This window comes from Dyadobacter linearis (assembly GCF_907165045.1).
GTDB classification, from domain to species: domain Bacteria; phylum Bacteroidota; class Bacteroidia; order Cytophagales; family Spirosomataceae; genus Dyadobacter; species Dyadobacter linearis.
The window spans coordinates 467,974-494,178 of the sequence record NZ_CAJRAU010000002.1; the positions used below are offsets into that span (position 1 = coordinate 467,974).

The 26,205-nt window shown below is 47.3% G+C and carries 21 protein-coding genes and 1 tRNA gene; 14 read left to right on the top strand and 8 right to left on the bottom strand.

The window, feature by feature from the left end; translation table 11 throughout:
• Positions 1 to 233: 233 nt before the first annotated feature.
• A complete protein-coding gene (locus tag KOD92_RS08110) occupies positions 234 to 650 on the top strand; it encodes a 6-pyruvoyl trahydropterin synthase family protein (protein ID WP_215233050.1) in 417 nt (138 codons plus the stop codon).
• Positions 610 to 1,299, top strand: a complete 690-nt coding sequence (folE, locus tag KOD92_RS08115; RefSeq protein WP_215233051.1) for a GTP cyclohydrolase I FolE — start codon at positions 610 to 612, stop codon at positions 1,297 to 1,299. The genes KOD92_RS08110 and folE overlap by 41 nt, the downstream gene beginning before the upstream one ends.
• A gap of 229 nt (positions 1,300 to 1,528) precedes the next feature.
• On the opposite strand, the gene KOD92_RS08120 is transcribed toward folE, so the two are convergent.
• Complete coding sequence (locus KOD92_RS08120; protein ID WP_215233052.1) at positions 1,529 to 2,452, bottom strand: sugar phosphate isomerase/epimerase family protein; 924 nt, start codon at positions 2,450 to 2,452, stop codon at positions 1,529 to 1,531.
• Positions 2,453 to 2,477: 25 nt separating this feature from the next.
• A complete protein-coding gene (locus KOD92_RS08125; RefSeq protein ID WP_215233053.1) occupies positions 2,478 to 3,491 on the bottom strand; it encodes a cation diffusion facilitator family transporter in 1,014 nt (337 codons plus the stop codon).
• Positions 3,492 to 3,538: 47 nt separating this feature from the next.
• On the opposite strand from KOD92_RS08125, the gene KOD92_RS08130 reads away from it, so the two are divergent.
• Complete coding sequence (locus KOD92_RS08130) at positions 3,539 to 4,084, top strand: NUDIX domain-containing protein (RefSeq protein ID WP_215233054.1); 546 nt, start codon at positions 3,539 to 3,541, stop codon at positions 4,082 to 4,084.
• Position 4,085: 1 nt separating this feature from the next.
• Positions 4,086 to 4,700 (top strand): LysE family translocator, encoded by a 615-nt coding sequence (locus tag KOD92_RS08135; protein ID WP_215233055.1) that lies wholly within the window; start codon positions 4,086 to 4,088, stop codon positions 4,698 to 4,700.
• On the opposite strand, the gene KOD92_RS08140 is transcribed toward KOD92_RS08135, so the two are convergent.
• Positions 4,701 to 6,266, bottom strand: a complete 1,566-nt coding sequence (locus KOD92_RS08140) for a GH3 family domain-containing protein (protein ID WP_215233056.1) — start codon at positions 6,264 to 6,266, stop codon at positions 4,701 to 4,703.
• Positions 6,267 to 6,279: 13 nt separating this feature from the next.
• Complete coding sequence (gene surE / locus KOD92_RS08145; protein ID WP_215233057.1) at positions 6,280 to 7,047, bottom strand: 5'/3'-nucleotidase SurE; 768 nt, start codon at positions 7,045 to 7,047, stop codon at positions 6,280 to 6,282.
• 116 nt (positions 7,048 to 7,163) lie between these two features.
• Here surE and KOD92_RS08150 point away from each other — a divergent pair, with 116 nt between their 5' ends.
• Positions 7,164 to 7,655: a GNAT family N-acetyltransferase gene (locus KOD92_RS08150; RefSeq protein ID WP_215233058.1), complete on the top strand. Its 492-nt coding sequence runs from the start codon at positions 7,164 to 7,166 to the stop codon at positions 7,653 to 7,655.
• On the opposite strand, the gene trhO is transcribed toward KOD92_RS08150, so the two are convergent.
• Positions 7,652 to 8,638, bottom strand: a complete 987-nt coding sequence (trhO, locus tag KOD92_RS08155) for an oxygen-dependent tRNA uridine(34) hydroxylase TrhO (RefSeq protein ID WP_215233059.1) — start codon at positions 8,636 to 8,638, stop codon at positions 7,652 to 7,654. The two genes, KOD92_RS08150 and trhO, sit on opposite strands and share 4 nt — an antisense overlap.
• A gap of 153 nt (positions 8,639 to 8,791) precedes the next feature.
• Here trhO and KOD92_RS08160 point away from each other — a divergent pair, with 153 nt between their 5' ends.
• A complete protein-coding gene (locus KOD92_RS08160; RefSeq protein ID WP_215233060.1) occupies positions 8,792 to 9,406 on the top strand; it encodes a deoxynucleoside kinase in 615 nt (204 codons plus the stop codon).
• Positions 9,407 to 9,409: 3 nt separating this feature from the next.
• Here KOD92_RS08160 and KOD92_RS08165 read toward each other — a convergent pair whose 3' ends face one another.
• The 3 genes from KOD92_RS08165 to KOD92_RS08175 all read right to left on the bottom strand — a co-directional run bounded on the left by KOD92_RS08165 (position 9,410) and on the right by KOD92_RS08175 (position 11,507).
• Entirely contained in the window at positions 9,410 to 9,892 is a 483-nt protein-coding gene (locus KOD92_RS08165) for a hypothetical protein (protein ID WP_229254585.1), read from the bottom strand.
• Between the two features lie 157 nt (positions 9,893 to 10,049).
• A tRNA-Leu gene (locus tag KOD92_RS08170) sits at positions 10,050 to 10,133 on the bottom strand.
• Between the two features lie 72 nt (positions 10,134 to 10,205).
• Entirely contained in the window at positions 10,206 to 11,507 is a 1,302-nt protein-coding gene (locus tag KOD92_RS08175) for an amidohydrolase/deacetylase family metallohydrolase (RefSeq protein WP_215233061.1), read from the bottom strand.
• Between the two features lie 228 nt (positions 11,508 to 11,735).
• Here KOD92_RS08175 and KOD92_RS08180 point away from each other — a divergent pair, with 228 nt between their 5' ends.
• The 8 genes from KOD92_RS08180 to KOD92_RS08215 all read left to right on the top strand — a co-directional run bounded on the left by KOD92_RS08180 (position 11,736) and on the right by KOD92_RS08215 (position 26,204).
• On the top strand, positions 11,736 to 12,089 hold the full coding sequence (locus KOD92_RS08180) for a YciI family protein (protein ID WP_215233062.1): 354 nt from the start codon (positions 11,736 to 11,738) through the stop codon (positions 12,087 to 12,089).
• On the top strand, positions 12,079 to 13,296 hold the full coding sequence (locus KOD92_RS08185) for an RNA polymerase sigma factor (protein WP_215233063.1): 1,218 nt from the start codon (positions 12,079 to 12,081) through the stop codon (positions 13,294 to 13,296). Before KOD92_RS08180 ends, KOD92_RS08185 begins: the two co-directional genes overlap by 11 nt.
• Positions 13,297 to 13,580: 284 nt before the next feature.
• Positions 13,581 to 16,709: a SusC/RagA family TonB-linked outer membrane protein gene (locus KOD92_RS08190; RefSeq protein WP_215233064.1), complete on the top strand. Its 3,129-nt coding sequence runs from the start codon at positions 13,581 to 13,583 to the stop codon at positions 16,707 to 16,709.
• Positions 16,710 to 16,719: 10 nt separating this feature from the next.
• Positions 16,720 to 18,474 carry a RagB/SusD family nutrient uptake outer membrane protein gene (locus KOD92_RS08195; RefSeq protein ID WP_215233065.1) on the top strand — a complete coding sequence of 585 codons (1,755 nt, stop codon included), beginning with the start codon at positions 16,720 to 16,722 and terminating at the stop codon, positions 18,472 to 18,474.
• A 98-nt stretch (positions 18,475 to 18,572) separates the two neighbouring features.
• Positions 18,573 to 20,285: a pectate lyase family protein gene (locus tag KOD92_RS08200; protein ID WP_215233066.1), complete on the top strand. Its 1,713-nt coding sequence runs from the start codon at positions 18,573 to 18,575 to the stop codon at positions 20,283 to 20,285.
• Positions 20,286 to 20,393: 108 nt separating this feature from the next.
• Positions 20,394 to 23,534: a DUF6298 domain-containing protein gene (locus KOD92_RS08205; RefSeq protein WP_229254586.1), complete on the top strand. Its 3,141-nt coding sequence runs from the start codon at positions 20,394 to 20,396 to the stop codon at positions 23,532 to 23,534.
• A 10-nt stretch (positions 23,535 to 23,544) separates the two neighbouring features.
• Positions 23,545 to 25,113 carry an MGH1-like glycoside hydrolase domain-containing protein gene (locus tag KOD92_RS08210; protein ID WP_229254587.1) on the top strand — a complete coding sequence of 523 codons (1,569 nt, stop codon included), beginning with the start codon at positions 23,545 to 23,547 and terminating at the stop codon, positions 25,111 to 25,113.
• 5 nt (positions 25,114 to 25,118) lie between these two features.
• Positions 25,119 to 26,204: a sialidase family protein gene (locus KOD92_RS08215; protein WP_215233067.1), complete on the top strand. Its 1,086-nt coding sequence runs from the start codon at positions 25,119 to 25,121 to the stop codon at positions 26,202 to 26,204.
• Position 26,205: the final 1 nt, after the last annotated feature.

Here is a 26,205-nt window from a genome sequence, read left to right on the forward strand (position 1 = left end):
AATTTACACGCAATAAGCAGTTTTTTATTTTTTTTACGAATTAAAAAAATCTGTTGCAAGCCGCTTATTCACTGCCGGATTTTCAAGTGACGTGAACATTTTATTCAGAAACGTCGTTTACCCAAAGCAAGTGACTCCGATGAGCATTTCACGCAGGCTCGAAGCTTTAAATGTGTTGGACACAAACTTTGTTACGACATTTAAAGTATTTAACATTTTAAGTGATTTACAATATGGTTCAAAAGGTGGCTGTGTTCCGAAAGGAGCATTTCAATGCGGCGCATCGTCTTCACAACCCTGGGTGGTCGGAAGAGAAAAACGAAGCAGTATTTGGTAAATGCAACAACCCCAATTTTCACGGGCATAATTACGAGCTGATTATTCAGGTGACGGGTGAAGTCAATCCCGACACCGGCTATGTGATTGATATGAAGATCCTTAGCGACATTGTGAAAGAATCTGTGTTAGACAGGTTTGATCATAAGAATTTGAATCTTGACGTACCCGAATTCCATTCCCTCAACCCCTCCGCTGAAAATATAGCGATCGTTATACATTCTATTTTAAGACCTAAAATTGATTCGGGGCTAGACCTGAAAATCAGACTATATGAAACCGAACGGAACTTTGTCGAATATCCCGCCAGCTGATCTTTTGGATTTGGAAGAGATTGGTGACGATCACGTATTTAACTCCATCGAAACGCCACTCCGGAAGGATGCTTTCGCTATGGAGGATGAGGTGAAAATCGAGCTGATCGAGAAGCATTTCAGGCACATTATGGAAATAATGGGGCTTGATCTGACCGACGACAGCTTGAAAGGAACTCCAAAAAGGGTTGCTAAAATGTACATTAAGGAGGTTTTCAGTGGGTTGGATCCCAAGAATAAACCTGCTGTCACGCTTTTTGACAATAAATATAAATACGATCAGATGCTGGTCGAAAAGGATATTGCGGTATTCTCCAACTGCGAGCACCATTTCGTACCTATCTATGGAAAAGCGCACGTAGCGTACATTTCGAGCGGAAAAGTGATCGGTCTTTCGAAACTGAACCGGATTGTCGAATACTATTCAAAGCGCCCGCAAGTCCAGGAAAGATTAACTGTTCAGATCGCCAACGAACTGAAACAAGCTTTGCAAACCGAAGATGTAGCAGTCGTGATCGACGCGCAGCACATGTGCGTTCAATCCCGAGGAATCCGTGACTCCGGCAGCTCGACAGTCACTGCTTTTTATGGCGGCAAGTTTGAGAATGAGGGTACTAAGAAGGAATTTTTGAGTTATTTGGGGATGTGACGCCAAGTCCTTGACCCCCTGGGAGCGTTATACCCCCAACCCCCTGAGAGGGGGCTTAGCTTCTGGGATGTTGGTATCGAATGAGAGAAGGCATTTTGCAATTTGCAAAATGCCTTCTCTTTTAAGTAGTTCCGTAGCCCCCTCCCAGGGGGTTGGGGGTAAAAAACCAGATTAAGCAAAGCCCCCTCTCAGGGGGTTGGGGGTAAGATGCCGAACGTCGGCAACAAATTTAAACCATCGGCCCAACCCGCTCCAACAACGCTTTCGTCGCTTTGATACCTTCGCGTTCGGAAAGCTTGCTTCCTTCGTATTCAATACCTGCAATGCCCTTGAAGCCAGCGTCTTTCACGATTTTCAGGATCTTGGTGTAATCGGTTTCGATGCAGTTTCCTTTTTCGTCAAAATCGTAAGTTTTTGCACTTACTCCTTTTGCGAAAGGCATTAATTCTTTTGTGCCCTGATATCTGTCGTAAGATTCTTCGCAGCCGCTGGCGCTTCTTTTGATACAGAAATTGCCAAAATCAGGCAGTGTACCTACGTTTTTCAAATTCACCTGCTTCATCACGCCCGAAAGCCACTGGCCGTTTGAAGATGAACCACCGTGGTTTTCAACGATTACATTGATACCCGTTTTTTTAGCGAACTCTCCCAATTTACCCAAACCTTCAACCGCTGCTTTGGCGATTTCCTCGTTTGAACCTTTTCCGAATGCATTGACGCGGATCGTTTTGCAACCAAGGTATTTCGCAGCTTCAACCCATTTGTAGTGGTTTTCAACAGCTTTGTTACGCACTGCGGCATCGAGTTCACCCAACCCGCCTTCGCCGTCGATCATGATCAAATGCGCAGTAACGCCATTGTCTTTTTGTCTTTTGATCAGGTCGTTCAGGTAAGTTTTGTCTTCCGCTTTGTCTTTGAAAAACTGGTTTACGTACTCGACAATCGATATTCCGAACTCTTTTTTAGCCAGTTCAGGGAAGTCCATGTTTGTCAGTTTTTTGGCAAACAATTCTTTATGGAGCGACCATTCAGCGAGGGAAATGTCAAACCAAAGCTTTTTTGCAGGCTCAGCTGCAAAAAGATCGGTAAAAGCGGTTGCAGCAAGCGCAGTTGCTCCTGCCTGTTTAAGAAAATCGCGTCGTGAAACGTACATTTTAGGTAGAATTTAGATTAAAAGTTTATTCTTGGATATTGATCTTGGCCTCCGTATAGAGCTTTTCATTCTTCACCAGCTTCGCCGAATCCCACTCGATATCCTGCACAAAAGCGTGTTGACGTACCGGGCAATCGTCGATCCTGCAAAAATAGCAGCATTGGAAAAGACAGGGATCGGCGTGAACGAAAATCTCCGTTTCGCCTGTGTGGTTGTCTTTCAGGGTGTTTTCAAAGTTATGAATTGTTTCGTGGACTTTTTGAAGTTCCCAATAATAGGGAAGCGTCAAATGGCAGTCAATGTGCAGGTCGGAACCGTATTGCTGCACGCGCAGGTTATGAACGTCAATCCAATCCTTCTTCTTGTTCTTTTTCAAGGTTTGCACCACTTTTTCAAGCAGAATTTCATCCGTAGCATCCATTAAACCGGCGACCGACTTACTCGCGAGCTGAAAACCGTTGTAAGCCAGAAAAGCACCGAAGAAGAGCGATGCAACGCTGTCGATCCAGTCGTAACCTGTCAAAATGATCAGGCCAACACTCACAATAAGTATCGCGCTACTCACACTGTCCGACATCAAATGCCTTCCATCGGCGATCAGTGCCAGCGAGTTAGCCTTTTTGCCCTCGGTCAGCAATTTGTATCCGATTACGGTATTGACCAGAATCGTAAACAATATAAATCCCGAACCTTGCAGCAGATTTTGAATAGGAGCGGGGTTCATCAGCCGCTGCACTGCTTCAATAATAATGAAGAGCGAGGCTATTACGATTAGCGCGCCTTCGAAACCGGCGGAGAAAAACTCGATTTTACCGTGTCCGTAAGGGTGGTTGCGATCTTTGGGCTGGGCTGAAAGGTAGATGCTGTAAAAGGCAAAACCACTGGCAATTACATTGATAATGGATTCCAGTGCGTCGCTTAAAATCGCATTCGAAGAGGTCAGATAATAGGCGAAAAATTTCAGTCCTGTCAGCAGAATGCTGGCTACAAAAGACAGCAGTATGAGACGTTGTTTTCGCTTATTTTGGTTTATTTGCATCTGGGATCTGAAATTCCGGTCCTAAAATTACTAAGAAATTGCGGGTTATGTCCACAGAAAATAACTGGAAAACACTTTCGTCCCAAACTGTATATGAAAACGCCTGGCTGGAATTAAGTCACCGGGATGTGATCAATCCATCGGGCAACAAAGGCATTTACGGACTGGTAAAATTTAAGAATCAGGCGATTGGCGTCATACCTGTAGACACGGACGGGAACATTTACCTGGTAGGACAATACCGTTACGCGATCGATGAATATTCCTGGGAAATTCCCGAAGGCGGCGGCGTTTTAGGTGCCGACGGACTCGATGCCGCCAAGCGAGAGCTCAAAGAAGAAACCGGTTTGGTCGCCGCGAAATGGACCAAGCTGGCCCGCATTCACACTTCCAATTCTGCCACAAACGAAGAAGGTTTCCTATATATAGCGGAAGAGTTGTCCCAGCAGGAAGCGGAGCCGGAAGAGACAGAAGTGTTGCAGGTAAAAAAAGTGCCTCTGGCGCAGGCTGTGGAAATGGTAATGCGTTCCGAAATCACAGATTCACTGTCTGTCTGCGCGATTCTGATGACAGCCAGGTTGAAGGGAATCTGATATGCTGGAATCGCTATTTTACGGCACGCTCACCGGCATTGCATTGTGCCTTACCTTCGGGACCGTATTTTTTTCGCTCGTTCAAAATAGCGTAGACAATGGATTCTGGGCAGGTGTGAAGATTTCATTCGGCGTTTTCGTCTGCGATATTATATTCGTCTTTTTCGCCATTTTCGGCACCGCGCTTTTACCTGATATACCCAATTTTAAACAGTATATGGCAGGTGCCGGTGTGATTTTCCTGATTATTCTTGGATTAAGCAATCTCATTAAAGGCCAACCCAGGATCGCTTATCCGCAAACCAGCCTGGGGAATCTGGTCTATTATTTCACGACCGGGTTTTTGTTAAATGGCCTGAATCCCGTGAACTTCATCAGTTGGGTTACGATCGCTTCCTATATCAGGACCAACCTGCATTACGATATGAACCAGGTGTTACTTTTTTTCGGGGCGAGTGTAGTGGCAGTATTTCTGGTAGAATGCGGGATTGCATTTTCGGCGCAGCGGCTCAAAAGACTATTTACGCCGCGGGTGGTGACCGTATTTAACAAAGTGACAGGCGTGGTTTTTATTCTCATCGCCTGTCAGATCGCTTATACCAATTTTATTAAATAGCTATTCAGCTAAATATCCCTGACTTTTCAGAAAGCTTTTCCAATCGTCGATCAGGAAGTTTTTGAATACGCGCGGAAACTTGTGCTGGCCGCCCATTTTCCCTTTTGATTTCATCCAATCGTAAAAAACCTGATTCGGCAGCACAGTGACAAATATCTCCTGCAATGCATGCCGCCGCTCCACCGCGTAATCGTCGTTTAGCTCCGATAATTTTGCGTCCAGTTTTTTCTTCAAAACCTCAGTGTCCACATCTTTTTCCTCTACACCAATATACCACTGGTGCGCAAACATAGTACCGTGCTCCACGCCGCTTACCGTAAACTCCTTGACAGTCAGTCCCATTTCATCAGAAACCAGATCGATCGCCTTGTTCATATTATCCACCGAAAGGTGTTCCCCACAAAGGCTCAGGTAATGCTTGGTTCGCCCTGTAATGACGATTTCACCCTTTGTTTTATCAATAAACTTCACCGTATCGCCGATCAGGTATCTCCATGCACCAGCACAGGTTGAGAGCAGCAATGCATATTCCTTTCCTTCCTCCACCTGATCGATCATCAGCGTTTCAGGATTCGCCTGCATCGTACCTTCGGAGTCGAAGTTTTCCTGCGTGAATGGGATAAATTCAAAAAATAGCCCGTTATCGCAAACTAGCTCCATTCCCTGCGCATTGGGGCGGGTTTGATAAGCTATAAATCCCTCGGAAGCGAGGTAAGTATTAATGTAGATCAGCGGGCGGGCGAGCAGCTTTTCAAATCCTTTTCGGTAGGGTTCAAAAGAGACGCCGCCGTGACCAAAAACGCGCAGGTTCGGCCAGATATCGTGAATGGTTTTTACTTTATAATGGTCAATGATCTTTTCCATTAAAAGCTGGATCCACGCGGGAACGCCCACTATAAAGCCAATATCCCATTCGTGCGCCTGCTTGGTAATTTCTTCAAGCTTTAATGCCCAGTCTTTCTGCGCAGCAATTTTTTCGCCGGGCTTGTAATAGGGACGAAACCAATATGGGATCTGTTTGGCCTGAATTCCGCTCAAATCGCCTTCGAAATGCTTGTCCTGGTCGTTGAGATTTGTGCTCCCGCCGAGCATCAAGAAACCTTTTTCGTACAGATCGTCGGGAAGGTCTTTGTAATTGCCGAGTGACAGGATCTGGCGGATACTCGTTTTTTGCATCGCCCGGGACATTGCTTTCGTCACCGGAATATGCTTGGTAGACGCTTCGGAAGTGCCAGAGCTTAATGCGTAATACTTGATCTGGCCCGGCCAGCAAACGTCCTTTTCTCCCTCAATAGACTTATGCCACCATTCGTTGAATATCTTATTATAGTCGTACACAGGCACCGAACGTTTGTATAGTTCGTAAAAAGCCCCTTTTTCACCAAATAAAATAGAAGATAGCAGCTCGTCAAAATTGTATTTCTCACCAAATTCAGTGTAGCGCGCCTTCGCCAGCAACTTGGCCAGTGTCTTTTTTTGCTGTTGTTGCAGCGTAGCCTTTCTTCTGTTGGCGAAAATATTGCTGTAATGAATGCCTCTCTTTAATATGCTCCCTACTAATGCCATAGTTGATTGATGATTACAGATCCCAGGACGAAAGCTGATTCAGCGCTTCGTAGCCTGTGAGATCATATTGACAAGGGACAACCGAAACATAATTGTTATCGAGCGCCCAAACATCCGTATCTTCTTTTTCTGTGTCAAAATTCACGAATTCGCCCGCCATCCAGAAATAACCCCGTCCATTCGGGTCGACGCGGTAGTCGAATTTTTCCTGCCATTTTGCGTGCGCCTGTCTGCATACTTTGACTCCTTTCAAAGGCAGGTCGCTTTTTGCCGGGATATTCACATTCAATGCGATCCCATTCGGGATCCCGTTTTTAATAGCCTCTTCGGTAATAGATTTCACAAACGGTACCGCGTGACTGAAATCGGCATCTTCCCGAAAATCACACAATGAAAATCCAATCGCCGGGATACCTTCAATCGCCGCCTCGATTGCCGCCGACATCGTCCCCGAATAAAGCACATTGATCGAATTGTTGCTTCCGTGGTTGATCCCGCTTACGACCAGGTCCGGTTTCCGGTTGAGGAGAATATGGTGCTTTGCGATCTTAACGCAGTCCGCCGGTGTGCCGGAGCATTCATATTCATCTACATTCTCAAAAATATGCGTGGAGTATAATCTCAAAGGTTCACCGATCGTAATGGCGTGTCCCATTCCTGACTGAGGGCTATTCGGCGCGACAACTACTACTTCGCCAAGCTCCTGCATGATCTCTACCAGTGTCCGGATCCCTTTGGAAGTAATCCCGTCGTCATTAGTAACTAAAATGAGGGGTTTCATATATTTCTACTTATCAAAAACGGGCATATTGAAGCGCCGTTGCTGCGATGAAGTAATGCTGGTTTTTAAGGTTAATAAATATTTATTTGCAGTTTTAAGCGCCAAATTTAAGCATTATGCCTGCATTCTCAATAAAGCACGCTAACGTAGCCGATATACCGGAGATCATTTCCATCCAGGAAAAAACCTGGGAACCTACTTATGGTGAAATCCTTACGAAGGAACAGATCGACTATATGTTTGATAAAATATATTCTCCGGGGGCACTTAAAGAACAGATGCTGGGAGGCCAGCATTTCCTGCTATTGCTGAATGAAACCCGGCCGGAAGGCTTTGCATCCGTAGCCGAAGAAGAACCTGAAAAGTTTAAGTTACATAAAATATACGTACTTCCTTCCACGCAGGGGACAGGCGCGGGCAAATTCCTGTTGCAGGAAGCCGAAAACTTCGTGAGAGGCGCCGGTGGAAAAGTTTTAGCATTGAATGTAAACCGATTCAATAAGGCCAGGCACTTTTACGAAAAGCAGGGATATACCGTCACCGGCGAAAAAGATATTCCGATCGGCCCGTACTGGATGAATGATTTTATTCTGGAAAAAACACTTTAAAGCGGCTGTGTCTGTTGCGCCAGCTTCATTTTCTTAATGTTCTTCTTCTGACTTTTCAATCCCTGCAAAGGATGATAATGGTTGCTCTGGCTCACATAATAGCCAGTCCCGTCATAAATACGCTTTCCGGGATGCGCCTTGCATTCGGCTGAACAGGCGCCTTCCATTTCCTCCCCGCATTTCTCGCAAACCGGCACGTGCGTGTTGCATTCCGCGTTTGCGCAGTTGATCATCCGGTCGCAGGGTTCGTTGCAAATGTGGCATTTGGAGATCACAGTCGGGTTAATGCTGTTTACATCCACTGTAATCCGGTTGTCGAAAACGTAGCATTTTCCGTCGAAATTTTCTCCGCCTTCTTCCAGTCCGTAGCGGATAATGCCGCCGTGAAGCTGGTACACATCCGTAAATCCCTGGTCTAGCAGGTAGGCGCTCGCTTTCTCACATTTGATCCCGCCCGTGCAGTAAGTGACGATTTTTTTATCCTTCAAATGCTCAATTTCATGGATATGATCGGGTAGCTCGCGGAGGTTATGCATATCAAATGTGATCGCACCCTTGAACTTGCCGACTTCATGCTCGTAATCAGAACGCATATCCACCAATACTACATCCGGATCATTGATCAGCTTCTTGAATTCAGCCGGTTCAAGGTGTTTTCCGGTTTTTTCCAGCGGATTAACAGGCAGGTCGGAGTTGACGATCTCGTCTTTCACGCGTACGTGCAGCTTTTGAAAAGCCACTTTATCGTGCTCCTCAATCTTAAACTGAACGTGACTGAAACGCTCGTCGGAGCGCACGTAATTCATATATGTTTCACAATCCTCAGGCGTACCCGAAACAGTTCCGTTCAATCCCTCAGGCGCCACGATAATGCGGCCCAGCAGGTTGTGTTGCACGCAAAATACGTGATGTTCGTCCCGGTAAGTTTCGGTGTCTGCAATAGAAGAGTAGCAATAATATAGGATTACCCTGTACGGCTTCATTTCAATGGTATTGGTAAAATAATAAGCGGAAATCGAGTGCAAATATACGAATCCCACAACTTCAACGAAAATCAAAAAGCAGCAGTTCGAACTCTGACCGAAATACATACTTTTGCAAATCGCACCCAATCTTAAATCTCAACATAAACAGTTATGCACATTGCAATCATCGGGAATATCGGTGCCGGAAAAACCACGCTGACCCAGATGCTGGGCGAATATTATAAGTGGGATGTGATGTACGAGGCCGTGGAAGGTAATCCATATCTCGCTGATTTTTACCAGGATATGGATCGCTGGGCATTCAATTTGCAGATATTTTTCCTGAACAGCCGTTTCGCGCAGGTGCAGCAGATCCGCGCTACCACTTACGCCACGATCATCCAGGACCGCACTATTTACGAGGACGCGTACATTTTTGCAAGAAATTTATATGAATCGGGTGTGATGACCGAGCGCGATTATCAGACTTACCAGCTTCTTTTTAAGTCTATTATCAACACCGTTTCCCAGCCAGACCTACTGATTTATCTCAAAGCAGATATTCCAAAACTTGTTTCGCAGATCAAAAAACGCGGAAGGAAGTTCGAAGAAGATATTTCAACAGAATACCTATCTAACCTCAACCACTACTACGAGGATTTTGCGAAGCATTACGACCACGGGAAGATCATAGAAATTGATGTGAACCAAATGGATTTTGCCGCCAATCCGGAAGATTTCAATGCAATTGTCGCGTTGCTGAATAAGGAGCTTTTTTATATTTAATGGCTATTTCAGACAGCCCAATGCTTTACGGATCAGGTTGTTGCTGGATGCGCTGACAATAAAAATGCGTTTTTCCTCCGGCAGAATGATCTCTATTTTTTCCGTTCCCCGCATTTTTAGTATTTCTTTCGGCGTAAGTGGCGAAGTGAGTGTGAATGCAGTAAACCAGCGGCTGCGGTCGGAGGAAGTGGTGAAAAGTGAAAAGTTGCCCGTGCTGGAAATAAAGCGTATTTCTGTGAACATCCTGGCGTGAAATACCAGATCAAGGTCCGTGTTATGGTAACTAAAAAGCCGCTCTTCGCCTGTGCGTGAAAGTGTCAGGTATTCGCTTTTTCCCTTCAAAGGAATTTCGTGGTAATGCACTTTCTGATCGTTGGACTCACTGATTTTCTCTTTGCACTGTCCGGAAGCAGAAAAACAGACAAAAATCAGCAGAAAGGCAGTGAAAAAGGGTAGGATCTTGTTGAGGTAAAATTGTCTTTTCAAACGATTCAGTGTTGAGTAGAATTTGCAAACAGGATTTAAATATAGACCCTAAACTCGACCCAAGCAACTAATGCTAAGCTTTTTACGGCAGGGAATTTCTACAAGAAATGAAAATAAAAAAAAGTGCGTTGATCGCTCAAACGCACTTTATCGACTGTGACCAGAAGGAGAGTCGAACTCCTATACCCAAACGGGCACTACCCCCTCAAAGTAGCGTGTCTACCAATTCCACCACCTGGCCGCTATTTGGTTGCAAAAGTAATATTTAAATAATACCTCGCAAGCACGATTTTGAGGTTTTTTGGGAAAGATCTTAATTCTTCACGGCTGGCCGCGGCAAATTAATCGGCTCCACCAATGCATTCAGCGTATAAACAATATTGCCGCCTTTGATTGTCGCCTCAGTTTCAAACCGTTGCTTCCCTTCTATCTTTCCATCGCGCGCATAAAATCCAAATTTCCCCTTCCGCAGGTTCAGCACAGCAATATCAGCAACAGCGCCGACCGACAAATGCCCGAGATCCTCCCGTTTGATCTCCTTCGCCGGGTTCCAGGTACTCGCGCCGATCACACTTTTCAGGTCCATTCCCATCGCCATGAAAAAAGACATGATATTGTTCATATCCTTCATCGGGCCATTCATGCTGGTAATATGGTGATCGCTGCTGATGGAATTGGGGTAAAATCCCTGCTTGATCGCAGGCTGTCCCTGAGCCAGCAGAAAGCTGGCGCCGCCGAAACCAACGTCGAAAATCACGCCTTTTTTCTGCGCCTCGATCACGTAAGGCTTTACTTTGTTAGTCGAAATGTCAACAAGTGATTCCCTTCCCTTCGGACTATTACTGCTGTTTCCACCAAAACAATGCGTGTAAATATCTCCTTTACGGAATTTTTTCAGAAACAATTCTTCCAATGGCAGATAGGGATCCGAACTGCCGAAATCGACCATAACCGGAATGTTTGCCGGCGATGCAGCCTCAATCGCGCGATCGGTTGGAGTCCAGTCGTGCCCGCTGAAATGCGCCAGTTTTACGCCTACTATCTGCTCGGGATACTTTTTGGCCATTTCCGCTGTTTTCGCAGCGTCCATTTCTTCCAGGCTATTTTCAAATTTCCCGCCCGCCATTCCTTCGCCAACGATATTCAGCATAGCCAGCACGCGCGTTTTCGATAAGTCGATAGTTTGCGCCTTGAAAGTTTCGAAAGTTTTCCACCCCGAGCTGCCCGCATCCACCACGGTAGTAACGCCCGACCTGAATGTAAATCCGTCAGGCTGCAACCCGGCCGGGCCATTTCGGTAAGTACCTTTCAAATCCGTTCCCCAGAAATAATGGACGTGAATATCGATCAGGCCGGGCGTCACATACATTCCTTTCGCATCGACTACCTGGACAGCCAGCTTCGGGTCAATATCTTTTGCAACCAGCGCAATCTTTCCGTCAGTTCCGCCCAGAGTACCTTCCACAGCGATATCCAAAATACCGTCAATATTATTTTTAGGATCGATCACGTGGCCGCCTTTGATAATAATGCTGTATTTAGGTTGCTGCTGCGCCTGCAAGGGTTCGCAGAAAAAGAAAAGTAAAATGAGATATCGTAGACAATTCAGATTCATAGTTTTTAATAGGTTTAGGAATATAAAAATGCGGCATTAGCGCTGAATGCGCAATTTAATGGATGTGAAGATTAAAATGAGAGAAATATTTTACTGCTGAAATGCTGAATCTTTAATTTCTTTTTTCAACTCGTGTCCTGTTTTGTGAATCTCGTTTGTATTAGGTTTAACCAGTGCGGTTAGTGCTGGTCTACAAAACACTACAGTTTCATCTCTAACAAAATGAACATGGAAGAATACCTGATTTTAATGCGCCTCGACCTGTTGACCAAGGAAGCACAACCTTCGCCCGAACAATTGCAGGAATTTATGAAAATGTACAATGACTGGGTCGGCGGAATCGCCGCGCAGGACAAATTTATCGGCGGGAAGGGACTTTCGACCGAAGGTAAAGTGCTCAAATCCGGCGGTATAGAAACTGACGGACCCTTCGTGGAGATCAAGGAATCGCTGGCCGGCTTCATTATGGTCAAAGCAGAAAGTCTGGAAGAAGCAACAAAAATGGCTGCCGCGTGTCCTATCTTATTCGGAGAAGGAAACAGTGTGGAAGTAAGAAAGATCACGTCCGTGCATGAAAAGTAGCAACCTGATCCCGCATTTGTTCCGAACCGAATACCGCAAAATCGTCTCGGTACTTTGCCGGCGGTTCGGGTTTCGACAAATTGAAATTGCGGAGGATATTGCAAGCGAAACTTTTCTGGTAGCGGCGCAGGCCTGGGGCATTGAGGGAGTACCGCCGAATCCAGTGGGCTGGCTTTATCAGGTTGCTAAAAACAAATCAAAGAACTACCTGCAACGAGGCGCAACTTTCGACATGAAAGTTGCGCCAGTTCTTGACATTAACATCCAGGACGATTCTCAAACCGAGATAGATTTGTCGCCCAACAACATCAATGACAGCCAGTTGCAAATGATTTTTGCGATTTGTAAGCCTGTCATTTCTTCCGAAGCGCAAATCGGATTGTCGCTGCGAATATTATGCGGTTTCGGAATAGGCGAGATCGCCGATGCGTTCAATACGAGCAAAGACGTGATCAACAAACGTCTGACGCGCGCCAAAGAGAAGCTCAGGGAGCACAATATTCAGATCGAAATGCCCGAACCAGAATTGATCGAGGGCCGGCTCGATTCGGTTTTGCTGACCATTTATCTGGTTTTTAATGAAGGATATTATTCTCAAAGTCAGAACAAAATATTGCGGAAGGAGCTTTGTCTGGAAGCTATGCGGCTTTGCACGATGCTGATCGAAAGTACGCTGACCAATACGCCCAAAGTAAACGCGCTACTCGCATTGATGTGTTTTCACGCTTCCCGGTTTGATGCGCGCACCGATGAAACCGGAGAGCTTATTTTGTATGATGAACAGGATACTCAACTCTGGAACAGTGACTTAATCAGTAAAGGAGCCTATTTTTTAAACCAAGCAAAAGGCGGAACCCATTTGTCGCGCTATCACCTTGAAGCCGGTATCGCTTTCTTGCACACACAAAAAGAAGATACACAGGAAAAATGGGAACAGATCCTGCAATACTATAACCTGTTGCTGCAAATCCAATATTCACCTGCCGCCGCCCTCAACCGCACGTACGCACTTTACAAAGCCCGGGGCGCCGACCCCGCTATCGGGGAAGCTGAAAAGCTTAAATTGACCGGTAACCGTTTCTATTATTTGTTATTGGCAGAACTACACAAAGAAGCCGATCCGGCCAAATCCACTCAATATCTGGAAAACGCACTTTCTCTGGCCAGTACCGAGGCAGAAAAGCGCGCAATCGGCCGACGTCGGTAATGTGGTCCGAAATATTGCCATAATCCAATTTTCCTAAAAGTTTCAGGTCTCTTTCTTCTCTTTGCGATAGCGTAAGATTGTGTCCATTAAACACTTTCTTATTTTTTCGAATATTTGTTTTTATACACTGCAATCGTTCCCGGTATCGTTTGCAAAAATAAAAATTAGAAAGTACTTGCTTACTAGAACCGCCTCAAATAGACTTGAACATGGTTTAAATTGTATTTTATCAATTTACAACTGACATATTATTTAAATAATGATATTTTAAATAGCTCAGTTACATGTCAAGGAAATTTCTACTTACCTTATTCCTGCTGTGCATTGCACTGTGCGGGAAAGCGCAGACGAGACAGCTCAGCGGTACAGTAACTGACGGAGGATCGAAAGAGCCGCTGCCGGGCGTGTCGGTGCTGGTAGCTGGTTCTAACACGGGTACAATTACGAATGCCGAAGGGAAATTTACCCTGAATGTACCTGCACAGGGCCGCTCAGTCGTGATCAGTTACGTAGGTTTCACCAGTCAGACCATCGAAATTGGAAAGCAAACCGCGCTTAATATTACCCTGGAACCAGACGTGAAAGCGCTGGAAGATGTGGTGGTAGTAGGTTATGGCGAGCAGAAAAGGTCGCACCTCACGGGCGCTGTCGGTACGGTGCGGGTAAAGGAAATTGACGAGCTGCCGGTAGGGGATATCTCTTCCGCATTGGTGGGGAAATTGCCCGGTGTAAATATAACAGGCGGTACTTCTCGGCCTGGAAATCAGGCGTCTATCGTAATCCGTAACCCGCCGGCTGCCTCCAAGGATGGTGGTTCAAGTGCTCCGTTATATGTAATCGACGATGTGGTACGGACAGAAGCCGATTTCAGGCTGCTGGATGCATCCGAGATCGAAAGCTTTTCGGTTTTGAAAGACGGAGCGGCCGCCGTATATGGTGCGCGGGCAGCACTTGGTGTGATTGTCGTTCGTACCAAGAGAGGAAAATCCGGGAAACCGCAGATCAGTTACAGCGGTACTGTGGGTTCTTCCGATGCGGCTTATGAATCGAAAATGATGAACGGTGTGCAGCTCGCTACTTACCTCAACGATTATAATACAACCCGCGGTTTACAGCCCGACAATGCGGAATTCTATTCGCCGGATGAGCTGGAACATTTTCGTAAAAACAACTATAACTGGTATGATATGGCGTGGAAACCGTCGCTCAATATGCGGCACACGGTCAATATCAGCGGCGGTTCCGAAAAAGCCACTTTCTACGCGGGCGCGGCCTATTATTACCAGAATGGAAATGTAGAAAAGATCGACTACAAAAAATGGAATTTCCGGGCAAGTACCGATGTGAATGTGACCAAAAATATCAAAGCTGGGCTGGGCGTGAGTGGTAATCTGTCTGATAATAAGCTATTTTACCTCAAACAAGGCGGCGAGAATGCAGAAAAGGATGTTACCAATTTGCTCAATACTCCCCAGTTTATCCCGCCTTATGTAGACGGTCTGCCGGTATTGCTGCCGGGCGGATCGGGCACGACGGGCTTTCATTTCTTTGAAGCGCAGCGACTGAATAACTACACGCGGGCCAGAAATGTAGTTTTAAATATTAATGCATATCTCGAAGTGAATATCCCTTTCATCCCCGGACTGAAAGCGAAAGCGATTTACAACCGGAACCTAGGTAATGATTGGGGAAAGCAATATGGTACGTTTTATAAAGGGTACGGATTCTCGATGCAGGGTGAGAACAGGCACATTTACGGCGGTACACCCAACCCGCCAACGATGATCAAAAATGCTGATCTGCTGCGCTTTAACCCAGGCTATACCGACGCTTATCAGTTCAATTTCAACCTGAACTACAACCGGGATTTCGGCCGCCATTCCATAGGGGTTCTGGCGCTGATCGAGCAGTCTGAGACTTATGCCGAGAGTATTGCTGCTTCCAAGGAAGGGATTTTTGATGGGGGAAATGATTACCTGATGTCGGCACTCGGTGTCAAGGATATTGGGCCCAATCTGGCGAATGAAGGCGGTGTTCAGTCTTATGTAGGTCGGGTCAATTATAGTTTTGCGGATAAATATCTCTTCGAATTCTCCTTCCGCCGCGACGCTTCTACCAAGTTTGCACCCGAATATCGCTGGGGTACTTTTCCAAGTTTTTCTGCGGGCTGGGTGATTTCGGAAGAGGGTTTTTTCAAAAGTAAAGTACCTTTTGTTGATTTTCTGAAACTGCGCGCTTCAATAGGTTTTCTCGGTGGCGACCGCACAGCGGCCTGGCAATGGATGCAGCGTTATACCCCGCAGGCTTCAAATGGAGCTGTTTTTGGTGGAAACAGTGGCCGCGCTGTCGGTATTAAACTGGAAAAGCTACCCAACTACATGGGCCGCTGGGACGACGTGACAAAGAAAAATATCGGGCTCGACGCTTCATTTCTGAACAGCAGGTTATCAGCCGGATTTGACATTTACCACGATCACGGTTACAACTTATTGACCACACTTTCGGCCTCCGTTCCGCTCACGATCGGCTCGGCAATGCCCGCTGAAAACTATGCGACCATTAACACATTCGGAACCGAAATCTCATTGGGCTGGAAAGATAAGATCGGTAAAGACCTTGCATACAATGTGGGCGGTTTCCTCGCCTGGAACGATAACAAGAATATAGTAGTCGACGTAGAGCCTTTGAACGTGGGCACCTGGCGCGACCCGACCGGCCGTTCCAGTGACATGGGCGTGCAGGGTTATCATTATCTGGGCATGTTCCGTTCCCAGCAGGAAGTGGATGCGTTTCTGGAAACGGCACCGGACTATACCATTTTTGGAACAGCTCCAAAACCCGGAATGCTTTACTACAAGGATATTCGCGGACCGCGCCAGGCAGACGGAACGTACAGCGGCCCCGACGGGAAAATCACGGAAGAGGACCTGGATTGGCTCACGCATAAAGAAAGCAATCACTACAATTTCGGATTTTCGCTCGGTTTCAATTACCGCGGATTCAGTCTGGATATGGTCACTGCGGGTTCATTTGGCGGCCAGGCTGTCGTAGAAGGCGACGCCCGCAAACGTGCGACCACGCAGGTTTCTAGGCCCGTTTTCTGGAACGACCATTACGCTGCGAATAATACCGATGCTGCTTACCCCGATCCTTTTTATGAAGATTCCTACACCGTAGTATCGTCATTCTGGTTCAGGAATTCATTTTCTTTCCGCATGAGAAGTATCAATCTGGCATATTCGCTCGGACAGAATATCACTAAAAAACTGGGTGTTTCCAATCTGAAAATCTACGCTGTGGGTATGAATCCGGTGAATTTTTATAATCCCTACGATTACAAGGATGCGGTGGGAGCCTACAATACTTATCCGGTGCTGCGGACATTCTCACTCGGTTTGAACCTCACGCTTTAACAGAGAAATTATGAAAATGCGTCATATTCCTATCCTATTGACTGTTTTGGCACTTTCTTCCTGTCAGGATGTGCTTGAAAAAACGGACTTATCTGCTTTCAACGAGGAGCAGGTATTCAACGATTCGCTGCTCGCGCGGGCGTACGTCGATTATGTGTACGACCAGAATCTGCCCGTTTGGCCGACTGGCGATTTCCTTAAATGCTCGGATGAAATAGCAGGCGAAACGCGCTTTTTTGAAGGTACCGTGCAGCTGAATACCGTTGTGGACTTTGGTACTGTAGTCAATGCGACCAATAATTACGGTAAGATCCGTTCTATCAACCAGTTTTTGCTCAAAACGCCCGAAGGCACATTAAGTCAGGCTTATAAAAATGAGCTCATGGCGCAGGTGACGTTCTTCCGCGCACACCGGTATTACGAACTGGTGAGATTGTACGGCGGTGTTCCGCTGGTGCTGGAACCGCTGGAAGGGGTAGGTCAGGAAGCGAAAGATGAAGCCGCTATTCCCAGGAGTTCGACCTCCGAAAGCATTGCGCAGATTGTGAAAGATCTCGATTTTAGTATTGCCGGTTTGCCCGGAAGATGGGCCAATTCAAATGACTGGGGCCGCATTACAAATGGCGCCGCAGCGGCTTACAAAGGGAGGATATTGCTCAACTGGGCAAGTCCGCAGTTTAACCCGCAAGATCTGCCGGAACGCTGGCAGGGTGCTTATGATGCTAATAAACAGGCGATTGAGCTGCTTTCTGCAAATGGGTTCAGGCTGCACGATAATTTCCAAAAGTTGTGGTTTGAAGAGGCGAATAACCCGGAAGCAGTGTGGGTTACCAGCTATAATAATCTGGTCGGCGATCAGGTGAGCAAAAATCAGGGTTATGATAACAGTACCCGACCCTCTTACCTCGGCACGGCAGGTGGTTCCAATCAGCCGACCTGGGAGATCGTACAGGCTTTTCCAATGAAAAACGGAAAGAAGATTACGGAAGCAGGCTCAGGTTACAATCCACAGCTTTTTTACAAGAACCGCGATCCAAGATTCGACCAGACCATCGCATTCAACGGCGCGACCTGGCATATTAACGGAAATGCAAATTACCGTTTGTGGACCTATCTGGTTGATAATAAAACGGTTGAACAAAAAGCGACTACCACCGGATTTTACGCCAGAAAAGCGATTGACCCAAACCTGGCAACCGGAGCAGTGGTAAACAGCGGCGGCGACTGGATTGAAATAAGGTACGCCGAGGTGTTGCTCAACTTTGCAGAAGCTGCGTGCGGGATCAACAAGTTGCAAGAAGCTTACGACCAGCTCATTGCAGTCAGAAAAAGGGCAGGAATTGACGCAGGCGTCGACGGATTGTATGGTTTAAAACCAAAAATGACCCGCCCGGAAATGTTCGACGCGATTTTGTACGAAAGACAAATAGAGTTTGCATTCGAAGGAAAACGTTTCTGGGATTTGAGAAGATGGAAAAAATTCGAAACTGTTTTAAATGGCAAAACAAGAACCGGCATTGATATAAAGCTAAAAACCAACGCCATTACAGCCCCTGATTTCGCAACCCGCCGCGACGCAATGCCACTGGATTCAGCCTACCTGCGCTATTTCGAGATTGTACCAAGAGTTTTAGACACCAAATACAAAATCAACTGGCTACCCGAGTACTACTATTTCCCAATCCCGCCCGCAGCCCTCGCCAACAATCCAAAGCTGGAACAAACAGCCGGCTGGCCCTCGGGAACGTTTGATCCTTTGAAGTAGGGGGAGGAAAGGGAGGAGGGAGGAAGGAGGAAGGGAGGAAAAATTCGCTCATTCGCTCATTCAATCATTCAGTCATTCAATCATTAAAATTCCCAAAAATGACATTCAGCAAAAAACATATTCCACTCATCGTACTACTTGCAGGAATCGCTTCGCCGGGTTTTGCGCAGTATCCTAAAATACCGGCGGCGGCGCAGAAGACCAGCGATTCTTTGCTGGCGGAGGCGGGCAGGAGGTCGGAAATAGCCTGGCAGAAAGCGTTGCCGATCATTGAGGCGGAGGCGAAGGCGGGAAAACCTTATATTCCGTGGGCAGCCCGGCCGGTTGATCTGCCGCAGTCTGAAATCCCCGCGTTTCCTGGCGCGCAGGGCGGAGGTGCATTCAGTTTTGGCGGTCGCGGTGGGAAAGTGTACGTGGTTACAAGCCTGGAAGACAGTGGCCCAGGAACGCTACGCGATGCCTGCGAGCAGGGCGGGGCGCGCATTATCGTATTCAATGTCGCAGGTATTATCCGGATCAAAACGCCGCTTATTATCCGCGCGCCGTACATTACCATCGCCGGGCAGACTGCTCCGGGCGACGGCGTTTGTGTGGCGGGCGAGACGGTTTGGATCAATACGCACGATGTCGTGATCCGTCACATGCGTTTCCGCCGTGGCGAAACATTTGTCGGCCGCCGCGACGATTCGATTGGAGGTAATCCGATCGGAAACATCATGATCGACCACGTGTCGGCGAGTTGGGGGCTGGATGAAAATATGTCGATGTACCGGCACATGTATAATGATAGCACGGGCGCGCAGGAACAGAAACTGCCGACCGTCAATATCACGATCCAGAATTCCATTTTTTCAGAAACACTTGATACCTGGAACCACTCTTTCGGCAGTACGCTGGGTGGCGAGAACTGTACTTTTATGCGCAACCTGTGGGCTAATAATGCAGGTCGGAATCCTTCGATTGGTTGGTATGGGATATTCAATTTTGCCAATAACGTCGTTTTCAACTGGGTTCACCGCTCGATCGACGGCGGAGATTACCGGGCGATGTACAACATCATCAACAACTATTTTAAACCCGGCCCGGAAACGCCTAAAAATTCTCCGATCGGCCACCGGATCCTGAAACCGGAAGCGGGCAGAAGCAAGCTCGACCACCTCGTTTTCGGTCGTGCCTATGTGGAGGGGAATATCATGGAAGGCAATGAAAAAGTGACGAAAAACAACTGGGCAGGTGGCGTGCAGGTGGAAGATCTTCCGGATACAGACAAGTACACGGAAGCAATGAAGTGGAACAAACCGCTTCCAATGCCCGAATTTCCGATCATGTCGGCCAGGGAATCTTTCGATTATGTGCTGGCCAATGCCGGAGCCACATTGCCCCGCCGCGACCCGGTTGATACGCGCGTAACCACGCAGGTACGCACGGGGAAAATCAATCCGCTGCCCAATGTGAAGCTGCCTGAAACGCAATTTGAGCACCGCCGGTTGCCGATCGATTCTTATAAAAACGGTATCATTACGGACATATCCCAGGTGGGAGGCTACCCGGAATACAAAGGAACGCCCTACAAGGATTCGGACAAGGACGGAATGCCGGACGAATGGGAGTTGAGATACAGCCTGAATCCGAAAGATCCCGCTGATGCACAGAAAGATATGAGCGGCGACGGCTATTCAAACATTGAAAAATTCATCAATGGTATTGACCCAAAGAAAAAAGTAGACTGGTCGGACCCGAAAAATAACCATGATACCCTGGCTGCTGCACCCGTAAATTCTTCCAAAAAAGAAAGCAAGCAAGGCCGATAGGTAACTCAAACGCGCAACTTGAATCAGCAAACTTACATATCAAAGGTGATTGGATTGAATACAGCCCTGTTTATAACGGGGTTGTATTTCCTTTTGGTAACCTGTTGTTTGGGTCAAAAAAAGGAACAACCTGTATCCCCGCTCAGTCTTGGCCAGGATAACCGCCTCATTTACAAACCCGACTCGCTCGGGAACCGGATCGTCGATTTCTCGCATTGCGGTTATCAGGGCGGCAACTCGGCTATTCCAGAGGTTGGTGCCAAGGTTTTTGTAAAAAATGAACCCGGCGACGCGACGCTGCGCATTCAGGAAGCGATCGATTTTGTGGGTAATCTGCCTGTGGATAAGGAAGGTTTTCGGGGAGCTGTTTTGCTGGAAAAGGGAGTGTATCAGATCAATGGAAGTTTGACGATACGTCAGTCTGGCGTGGTTTTGCGTGGCAGCGGGGCTGGAAAAGAAGGCACTGTTCTGCTGGGAACGGGCACCACGCGTGAAACGGTGATCCGTGTTTTTGGTAAAAACGATGCGCAGCCGGGTGTGAAAAGTGAAGTGGCCAACGAATATGTGCCCGTCAATGCGACCGTTTTTCATATTAAAAATGCAAGCGGAATAAAGACGGGAGACCGCATTCGAATTCGGCGACCGTCTACCAAAGAATGGATTAAGTTGCTGAAAATGGAGGAGTTTGGAGGTGAAACCGGCTGGCTGGGCTGGAAGCCCGGGCAGCGGGATATTGTCTGGGACAGGATCGTGAAGTCGGTTTCGGGAAATGAAATTACCATCGACGCGCCAATAACAACTGCGCTGGATGCAAAACTTGGGATCGCGAGCGTAGAAACTTACAAATGGAATGGGAGGATCAGTCAAATAGGCATTGAAAACTTGACGATCGACTCAGAATTTGACCCGCAAAACCCTAAGGATGAGGATCATCGCTGGATGGGGATTACTTTTGAAAATACTGAAAATGCATGGGTAAGGCAGGTGAATTTTAAACATTTGGCTGGCTCAGCAGTTGCATTGTTCGAAACAACATCAAAAATCACGGTTGAGGATTGCCAGTCTACCGAACCTGTTTCGGAAATCGGCGGGCAGCGGCGCTACACATTTTTTACCCAGGGGCAGCAAACACTTTTCCAGCGGTGTTATGCAGAATTTGGTTATCACGATTTTTCCGTAGGTTTTGTTTCGCCGGGGCCCAATGCATTCGTACAATGCGAGTCGCATTTGCCGCACAGTTTCAGCGGTGCAATCGACAGCTGGGCATCCGGGGTATTGTTTGATAATGTTAATATCGACGGAAATGCATTGCGTTTAAGTAACCGCGGCCAAGATGGACAGGGGGCAGGCTGGACAGCAGCGAACAGCGTTTTGTGGCAATGCAGCGCATCCCGGGTTGAGAATTTCAGTCCGCCGGGAGCTGTTAACTACGCTTTCGGAATCTGGTCGCAATTTGCAGGCGACGGATATTGGGAGAACAACAATGAACACATTCAGCCGCGAAGTTTATACTATGCACAATTATCGGAACGAATTGGCAAAGAAGCACTTACACGCGCATTCTTAATCCCAAAAGAATCAGAAGCATCCAGCCCGACAATTGAACAGGCGGCAAAGTTGGCGGCCAATTCATTTAAACCCGCATTGCAGCTGAAAGATTGGATTGATTTCTTGGGAAAAAGGGAGGAAGGGAGGAAGGAGGAAGGGAGGAAGGAGGAAAGGGAGGAAAGGGAGGAAAGGGAGGAAGGGAGGAAAGGGAGGAAGGAGGAAAGGGAGGAAAAGGAGAAAGGGAGGAAAAATGGTCCCCTTCGTCCCCTTACTCCCTTTCCTCCCCTTACTTCCCCCCTCACAATAAAAAACGGCCTTCTCGTTCGGGACGGGACGCTGGTTACTGGTGCTCGGCAGGAGGTTCCGTGGTGGCGTGGGAGTACGCGTGCGTATGATGTTAAATCGGCTAAACCGCACATTACCAGATTTGTACCGGGCCGATATGGGGCTGGTTTGACTGATGTTCTGGATGAGATGACGGACTCGCTGGTGGCAAAAAATGTTTCGGTTCTCGACCACAATTATGGACTCTGGTACGATCGGAGGCGCGATGATCACGAGCGGACGCGGCGCATGGACGCCGAAGTTTGGGCCCCTTTTTATGAGCAACCTTTTGCAAGAGGTGGACAGGGAAGTGCGTGGGATAATTTGAGCAAATATGACCTGACGAAGTACAACGCCTGGTATTGGGACCGCCTGCAACAATTTGCAACCCTTGCCGATCAGAAAGGTTTGATACTGTTTCACCAGAATTATTTCCAGCACAATATCCTCGAAGCCGGCGCACATTATGCCGATTTTCCGTGGCGGTCTGCCAATAATATCAACAATACCGGTTTCCCCGAGCCGCCGCCTTATGCGGGCGACAAAAGGATTTTCATGGCCGATCAGTTCTACGATATTGCCGATCCGGCGCGCCGGGAATTACACCGCGCGTACATCCGAAAATGCCTGGATAACTTCTCCGAAAACAACAGTGTAATTCAGTTTGTGAGCGCGGAATATACTGGTCCTCTGGACTTTGTAAAATTCTGGCTGGACGTGATCGCTGAGTGGGAGCGAGAAAAGGGACGGAATGTATTAGTTGCTTTGAGTACTACCAAAGATGTGCAGGATGCAATATTAGCCGAAAACAAATACCGGAATATCGTCGATATCATTGATATCCGCTATTGGCAAATGCGGGAAGACGGCACTTTTTATGCTCCGGAAGGCGGCAAAAACCTCGCTCCGAGGCAGCACGCAAGAATTCAGAAATCAGGTAAAGTTTCGTTTGAATCAGTTTACCAAAGTGTTTTGGAATACCGGAAAAAATACCCGGAAAAACCTGTGCTCTACAATGCGGACGGAGCTGATCGTTTTGGCTGGGCGGTAATGCTGGCCGGAGGTTCAATAAGTGCATTTCCTAAAACAATTGACGTCAAAATGCTGGCTCAAATAGCTGATATGCGACCCGTCGAGCATTCGGGTCAGATGATTTTTGAACTGGAAATAAAAGGAGATAGTAAGGTCATTTACACTGAAAAACCTGCGCCGCTGCAAATTAATCTGTCCGACTTCAAAGGCAATTTTAAACTAAGGAAAATCGATCCTGTTTCCGGTCAATATCTTGGAAAAGAAGAGATTATTAAGGGCGGAAAGGTTATTCTGGTCGCATTATCGGGCAACGCGCCGGTAGTTTTGTGGATTTCAAAAAAATAGGTTTTCAGGCATGAAGTATACTCTTGTTTTACTGCTGATTTTTGTTGCATTTACCACTTCCTGTTCGAAACGGACGCATTCAAATGCTGTTTTGAATGCGGAAAGTTTCAGGCACCATGTCGAGCGCTTTAATGCGATGGAGGATGAAAATAAGGTGAATGCGATCTCCAACGCGCAATCGTGGGATTGGATGAAGGCGAATATTCCCCTTTTCGAATGTCCGCAGTACAATTTTCAGGAGATCTACTACTATCGGTGGTGGACGTTTCGGAAGCATTTGCACCAAACGCCGCAAGGCTATATTATCACCGAATTCCTGGTCGACCGCAATTACGCCGATAAGTATAATATGATTAGTTGCGCGCTCGGACACCATATTTACGAAGGCCGCTGGCTGCGTAACCCTCAGTATCTCAACGATTATGTACACGTTTGGTTTCGGGGAAATGAGGGTGGAAGGATGAAGAAACTGCTCACGTTCAGCAGCTGGACGGCCGATGCATTATTGAACCGGTACAAGGTAAATCTGGATCAAAAATACCTGACAAACCTGCTGCCCGATTTACAGGACGAATACAAAACGTGGGAAAAAGACCGCCGCACACCGAGCGGGTTGTTCTGGCAGACGGACGTGAAAGATGGAATGGAAGAGTCGCTCAGCGGGGGCAGGCGCGAGCAAAATGCGCGGCCGACGATCAATAGTTATATGTATGGCAATGCAAAAGCCCTCGCCGAAATCGCTGCGCTTGATGGAAAGCCGGAAGTGGCAAGTCTTTACAGTGCAAAGGCGGATACATTAAAAAGATTGATAGAAAATAAGCTCTGGAACGCGGAAAGCCAGTTTTTTGAAACGGTTAAAAAGCAAGGGACAGGAGATTTTGCGGGAGTAAGAGAGGCGATCGGCTACATTCCCTGGTACTTCAATTTACCCGAAAAGAAACACGACGAAGCCTGGAAACAGGTATCCGATCCAAAAGGTTTTCTGGCGCCGTTCGGCCTCACGACAGCCGAGCGCCGCCACCCTGAATTCCGCACCCACGGCTGCTGCAAATGTGAATGGGACGGCGCGGTGTGGCCGTTTGCAACTTCACAGACGCTCACCGGAATGGCCAACCGAATGAACCAGCCCGACCACGAAAACCTGGCGGATACCACCTATTTCAGGTTGATGGAGCTGTATGTGGAGTCGCAATATTACCGGGGCAAGCCTTATATTGGCGAGTACCTGGACGAAACGACGGGCTACTGGCTGAAAGGAGACCAGGAGCGGAGCCGGTACTACAATCACTCGACTTTCAACGACCTGATCATCACCGGACTGGTCGGTTTGCGGCCCCGGACAGATAATATAATTGAAGTGAATCCGCTGATCCCCCAAGAGAAATGGGACTGGTTTTGCCTCGATAATGTGCTGTATCACGGAAATATTCTGACGATCATCTGGGACAAAACCGGCGAACATTATAAGAAAGGAAAAGGTCTGACCCTTTTCTCAAATGGAAAGAAGATCGGTTCTTCTCCAAATTTAGAAAGATTACTCATTCAAAATTCCAATCATAACCCGGAGAATAAACTATGAAAAATATGAAAAACTGGCTCGGAACTGCATTTCTGACACTTACTGTGCTTTCGGCAGCCAATGCGCAAAGCTGGAAAGACGGGATTGTCGTCGATGAGTTCATCTACGAAAAAGCGCCTTTTCCCGAATGCCACGCTTCCACGATTGCAGAAACACCCGACGGATTGGTTGCAGCATTCTTTGGCGGCACAAAAGAACGAAATCCGGATGTGGAAATCTGGGTGACGCGCCTTGAAAAGGACAAATGGAGTGCGCCGGTTTCCGTAGCGAATGGAATTCAGGATGAAAAACTGCGGTATGCTTGCTGGAACCCGGTTTTATACCAGGTACCAAATGGCGAGCTGATGCTTTTTTACAAAGTCGGGCCGAATGTGGCTGCATGGAAAGGGTATCTGATCACTTCGAAAGACAATGGAAAAAGCTGGTCGAAGCCGCAGGCGTTGAAAGAGGATTATCTCGGGCCGGTCAAGAACAAGCCGGTCATGCTGAAAAACGGGGAACTATGGTGCCCGACAAGTACCGAAGGTAAAAATGGTTGGCGTGTGCATTTCGAGGTAACGCCTGATCTCGGAAAAACGTGGCGGAAAGTTGGTCCCATAAACGACGGCAAAACGATCAATGCAATACAGCCCAGCATTCTGACGCACCCAAATGGTGATTTGCAGATACTGGCACGTAGTAAAAACCGCGCGATTATGGAATCGTGGTCAAAGGACAATGGCAAAACATGGTCTGAAATGAAGGCTTCCAACTTACCGAATAATAATTCCGGGACAGATGCTGTGACTTTACAGGATGGTAGGCAACTGCTGGTTTATAACCACGTGCTACCTCCGGGCACTGAGGTGAAGGGGCCTCGGACACCTTTAAATGTCTCGGTTTCAAAGGACGGTAAAAACTGGGATGCGGTGCTCGTTTTGGAAGATTCGCCAATCAGTCAATACTCGTATCCCTCTGTGATCCAGTCTGCGGACGGCATGGTGCATATTGTGTACACTTGGCGGCGGGAAAAGATCAAATATATAAAAATCGATCCTTCCAAATTGAAGGGTAAGTCAATCGAAAACGGTACTTGGCCGGCTGGAATTTGAT

What these genes read in the sequence shown, in the direction of transcription:
- KOD92_RS08110 (WP_215233050.1), top strand. Translation starts at nt 234, where the DNA reads ATGGTTCAAAAGGTGGCTGTGTTCCGAAAGGAGCATTTCAATGCGGCG.
- folE (WP_215233051.1), top strand. Translation starts at nt 610, where the DNA reads ATGAAACCGAACGGAACTTTGTCGAATATCCCGCCAGCTGATCTTTTG.
- KOD92_RS08120 (WP_215233052.1), bottom strand. Translation starts at nt 2,452, where the DNA reads ATGTACGTTTCACGACGCGATTTTCTTAAACAGGCAGGAGCAACTGCG.
- KOD92_RS08125 (WP_215233053.1), bottom strand. Translation starts at nt 3,491, where the DNA reads ATGCAAATAAACCAAAATAAGCGAAAACAACGTCTCATACTGCTGTCT.
- KOD92_RS08130 (WP_215233054.1), top strand. Translation starts at nt 3,539, where the DNA reads ATGTCCACAGAAAATAACTGGAAAACACTTTCGTCCCAAACTGTATAT.
- KOD92_RS08135 (WP_215233055.1), top strand. Translation starts at nt 4,086, where the DNA reads ATGCTGGAATCGCTATTTTACGGCACGCTCACCGGCATTGCATTGTGC.
- KOD92_RS08140 (WP_215233056.1), bottom strand. Translation starts at nt 6,266, where the DNA reads ATGGCATTAGTAGGGAGCATATTAAAGAGAGGCATTCATTACAGCAAT.
- surE (WP_215233057.1), bottom strand. Translation starts at nt 7,047, where the DNA reads ATGAAACCCCTCATTTTAGTTACTAATGACGACGGGATTACTTCCAAA.
- KOD92_RS08150 (WP_215233058.1), top strand. Translation starts at nt 7,164, where the DNA reads ATGCCTGCATTCTCAATAAAGCACGCTAACGTAGCCGATATACCGGAG.
- trhO (WP_215233059.1), bottom strand. Translation starts at nt 8,638, where the DNA reads ATGAAGCCGTACAGGGTAATCCTATATTATTGCTACTCTTCTATTGCA.
- KOD92_RS08160 (WP_215233060.1), top strand. Translation starts at nt 8,792, where the DNA reads ATGCACATTGCAATCATCGGGAATATCGGTGCCGGAAAAACCACGCTG.
- KOD92_RS08175 (WP_215233061.1), bottom strand. Translation starts at nt 11,507, where the DNA reads ATGAATCTGAATTGTCTACGATATCTCATTTTACTTTTCTTTTTCTGC.
- KOD92_RS08180 (WP_215233062.1), top strand. Translation starts at nt 11,736, where the DNA reads ATGGAAGAATACCTGATTTTAATGCGCCTCGACCTGTTGACCAAGGAA.
- KOD92_RS08185 (WP_215233063.1), top strand. Translation starts at nt 12,079, where the DNA reads ATGAAAAGTAGCAACCTGATCCCGCATTTGTTCCGAACCGAATACCGC.
- KOD92_RS08190 (WP_215233064.1), top strand. Translation starts at nt 13,581, where the DNA reads ATGTCAAGGAAATTTCTACTTACCTTATTCCTGCTGTGCATTGCACTG.
- KOD92_RS08195 (WP_215233065.1), top strand. Translation starts at nt 16,720, where the DNA reads ATGAAAATGCGTCATATTCCTATCCTATTGACTGTTTTGGCACTTTCT.
- KOD92_RS08200 (WP_215233066.1), top strand. Translation starts at nt 18,573, where the DNA reads ATGACATTCAGCAAAAAACATATTCCACTCATCGTACTACTTGCAGGA.
- KOD92_RS08210 (WP_229254587.1), top strand. Translation starts at nt 23,545, where the DNA reads ATGAAGTATACTCTTGTTTTACTGCTGATTTTTGTTGCATTTACCACT.
- KOD92_RS08215 (WP_215233067.1), top strand. Translation starts at nt 25,119, where the DNA reads ATGAAAAACTGGCTCGGAACTGCATTTCTGACACTTACTGTGCTTTCG.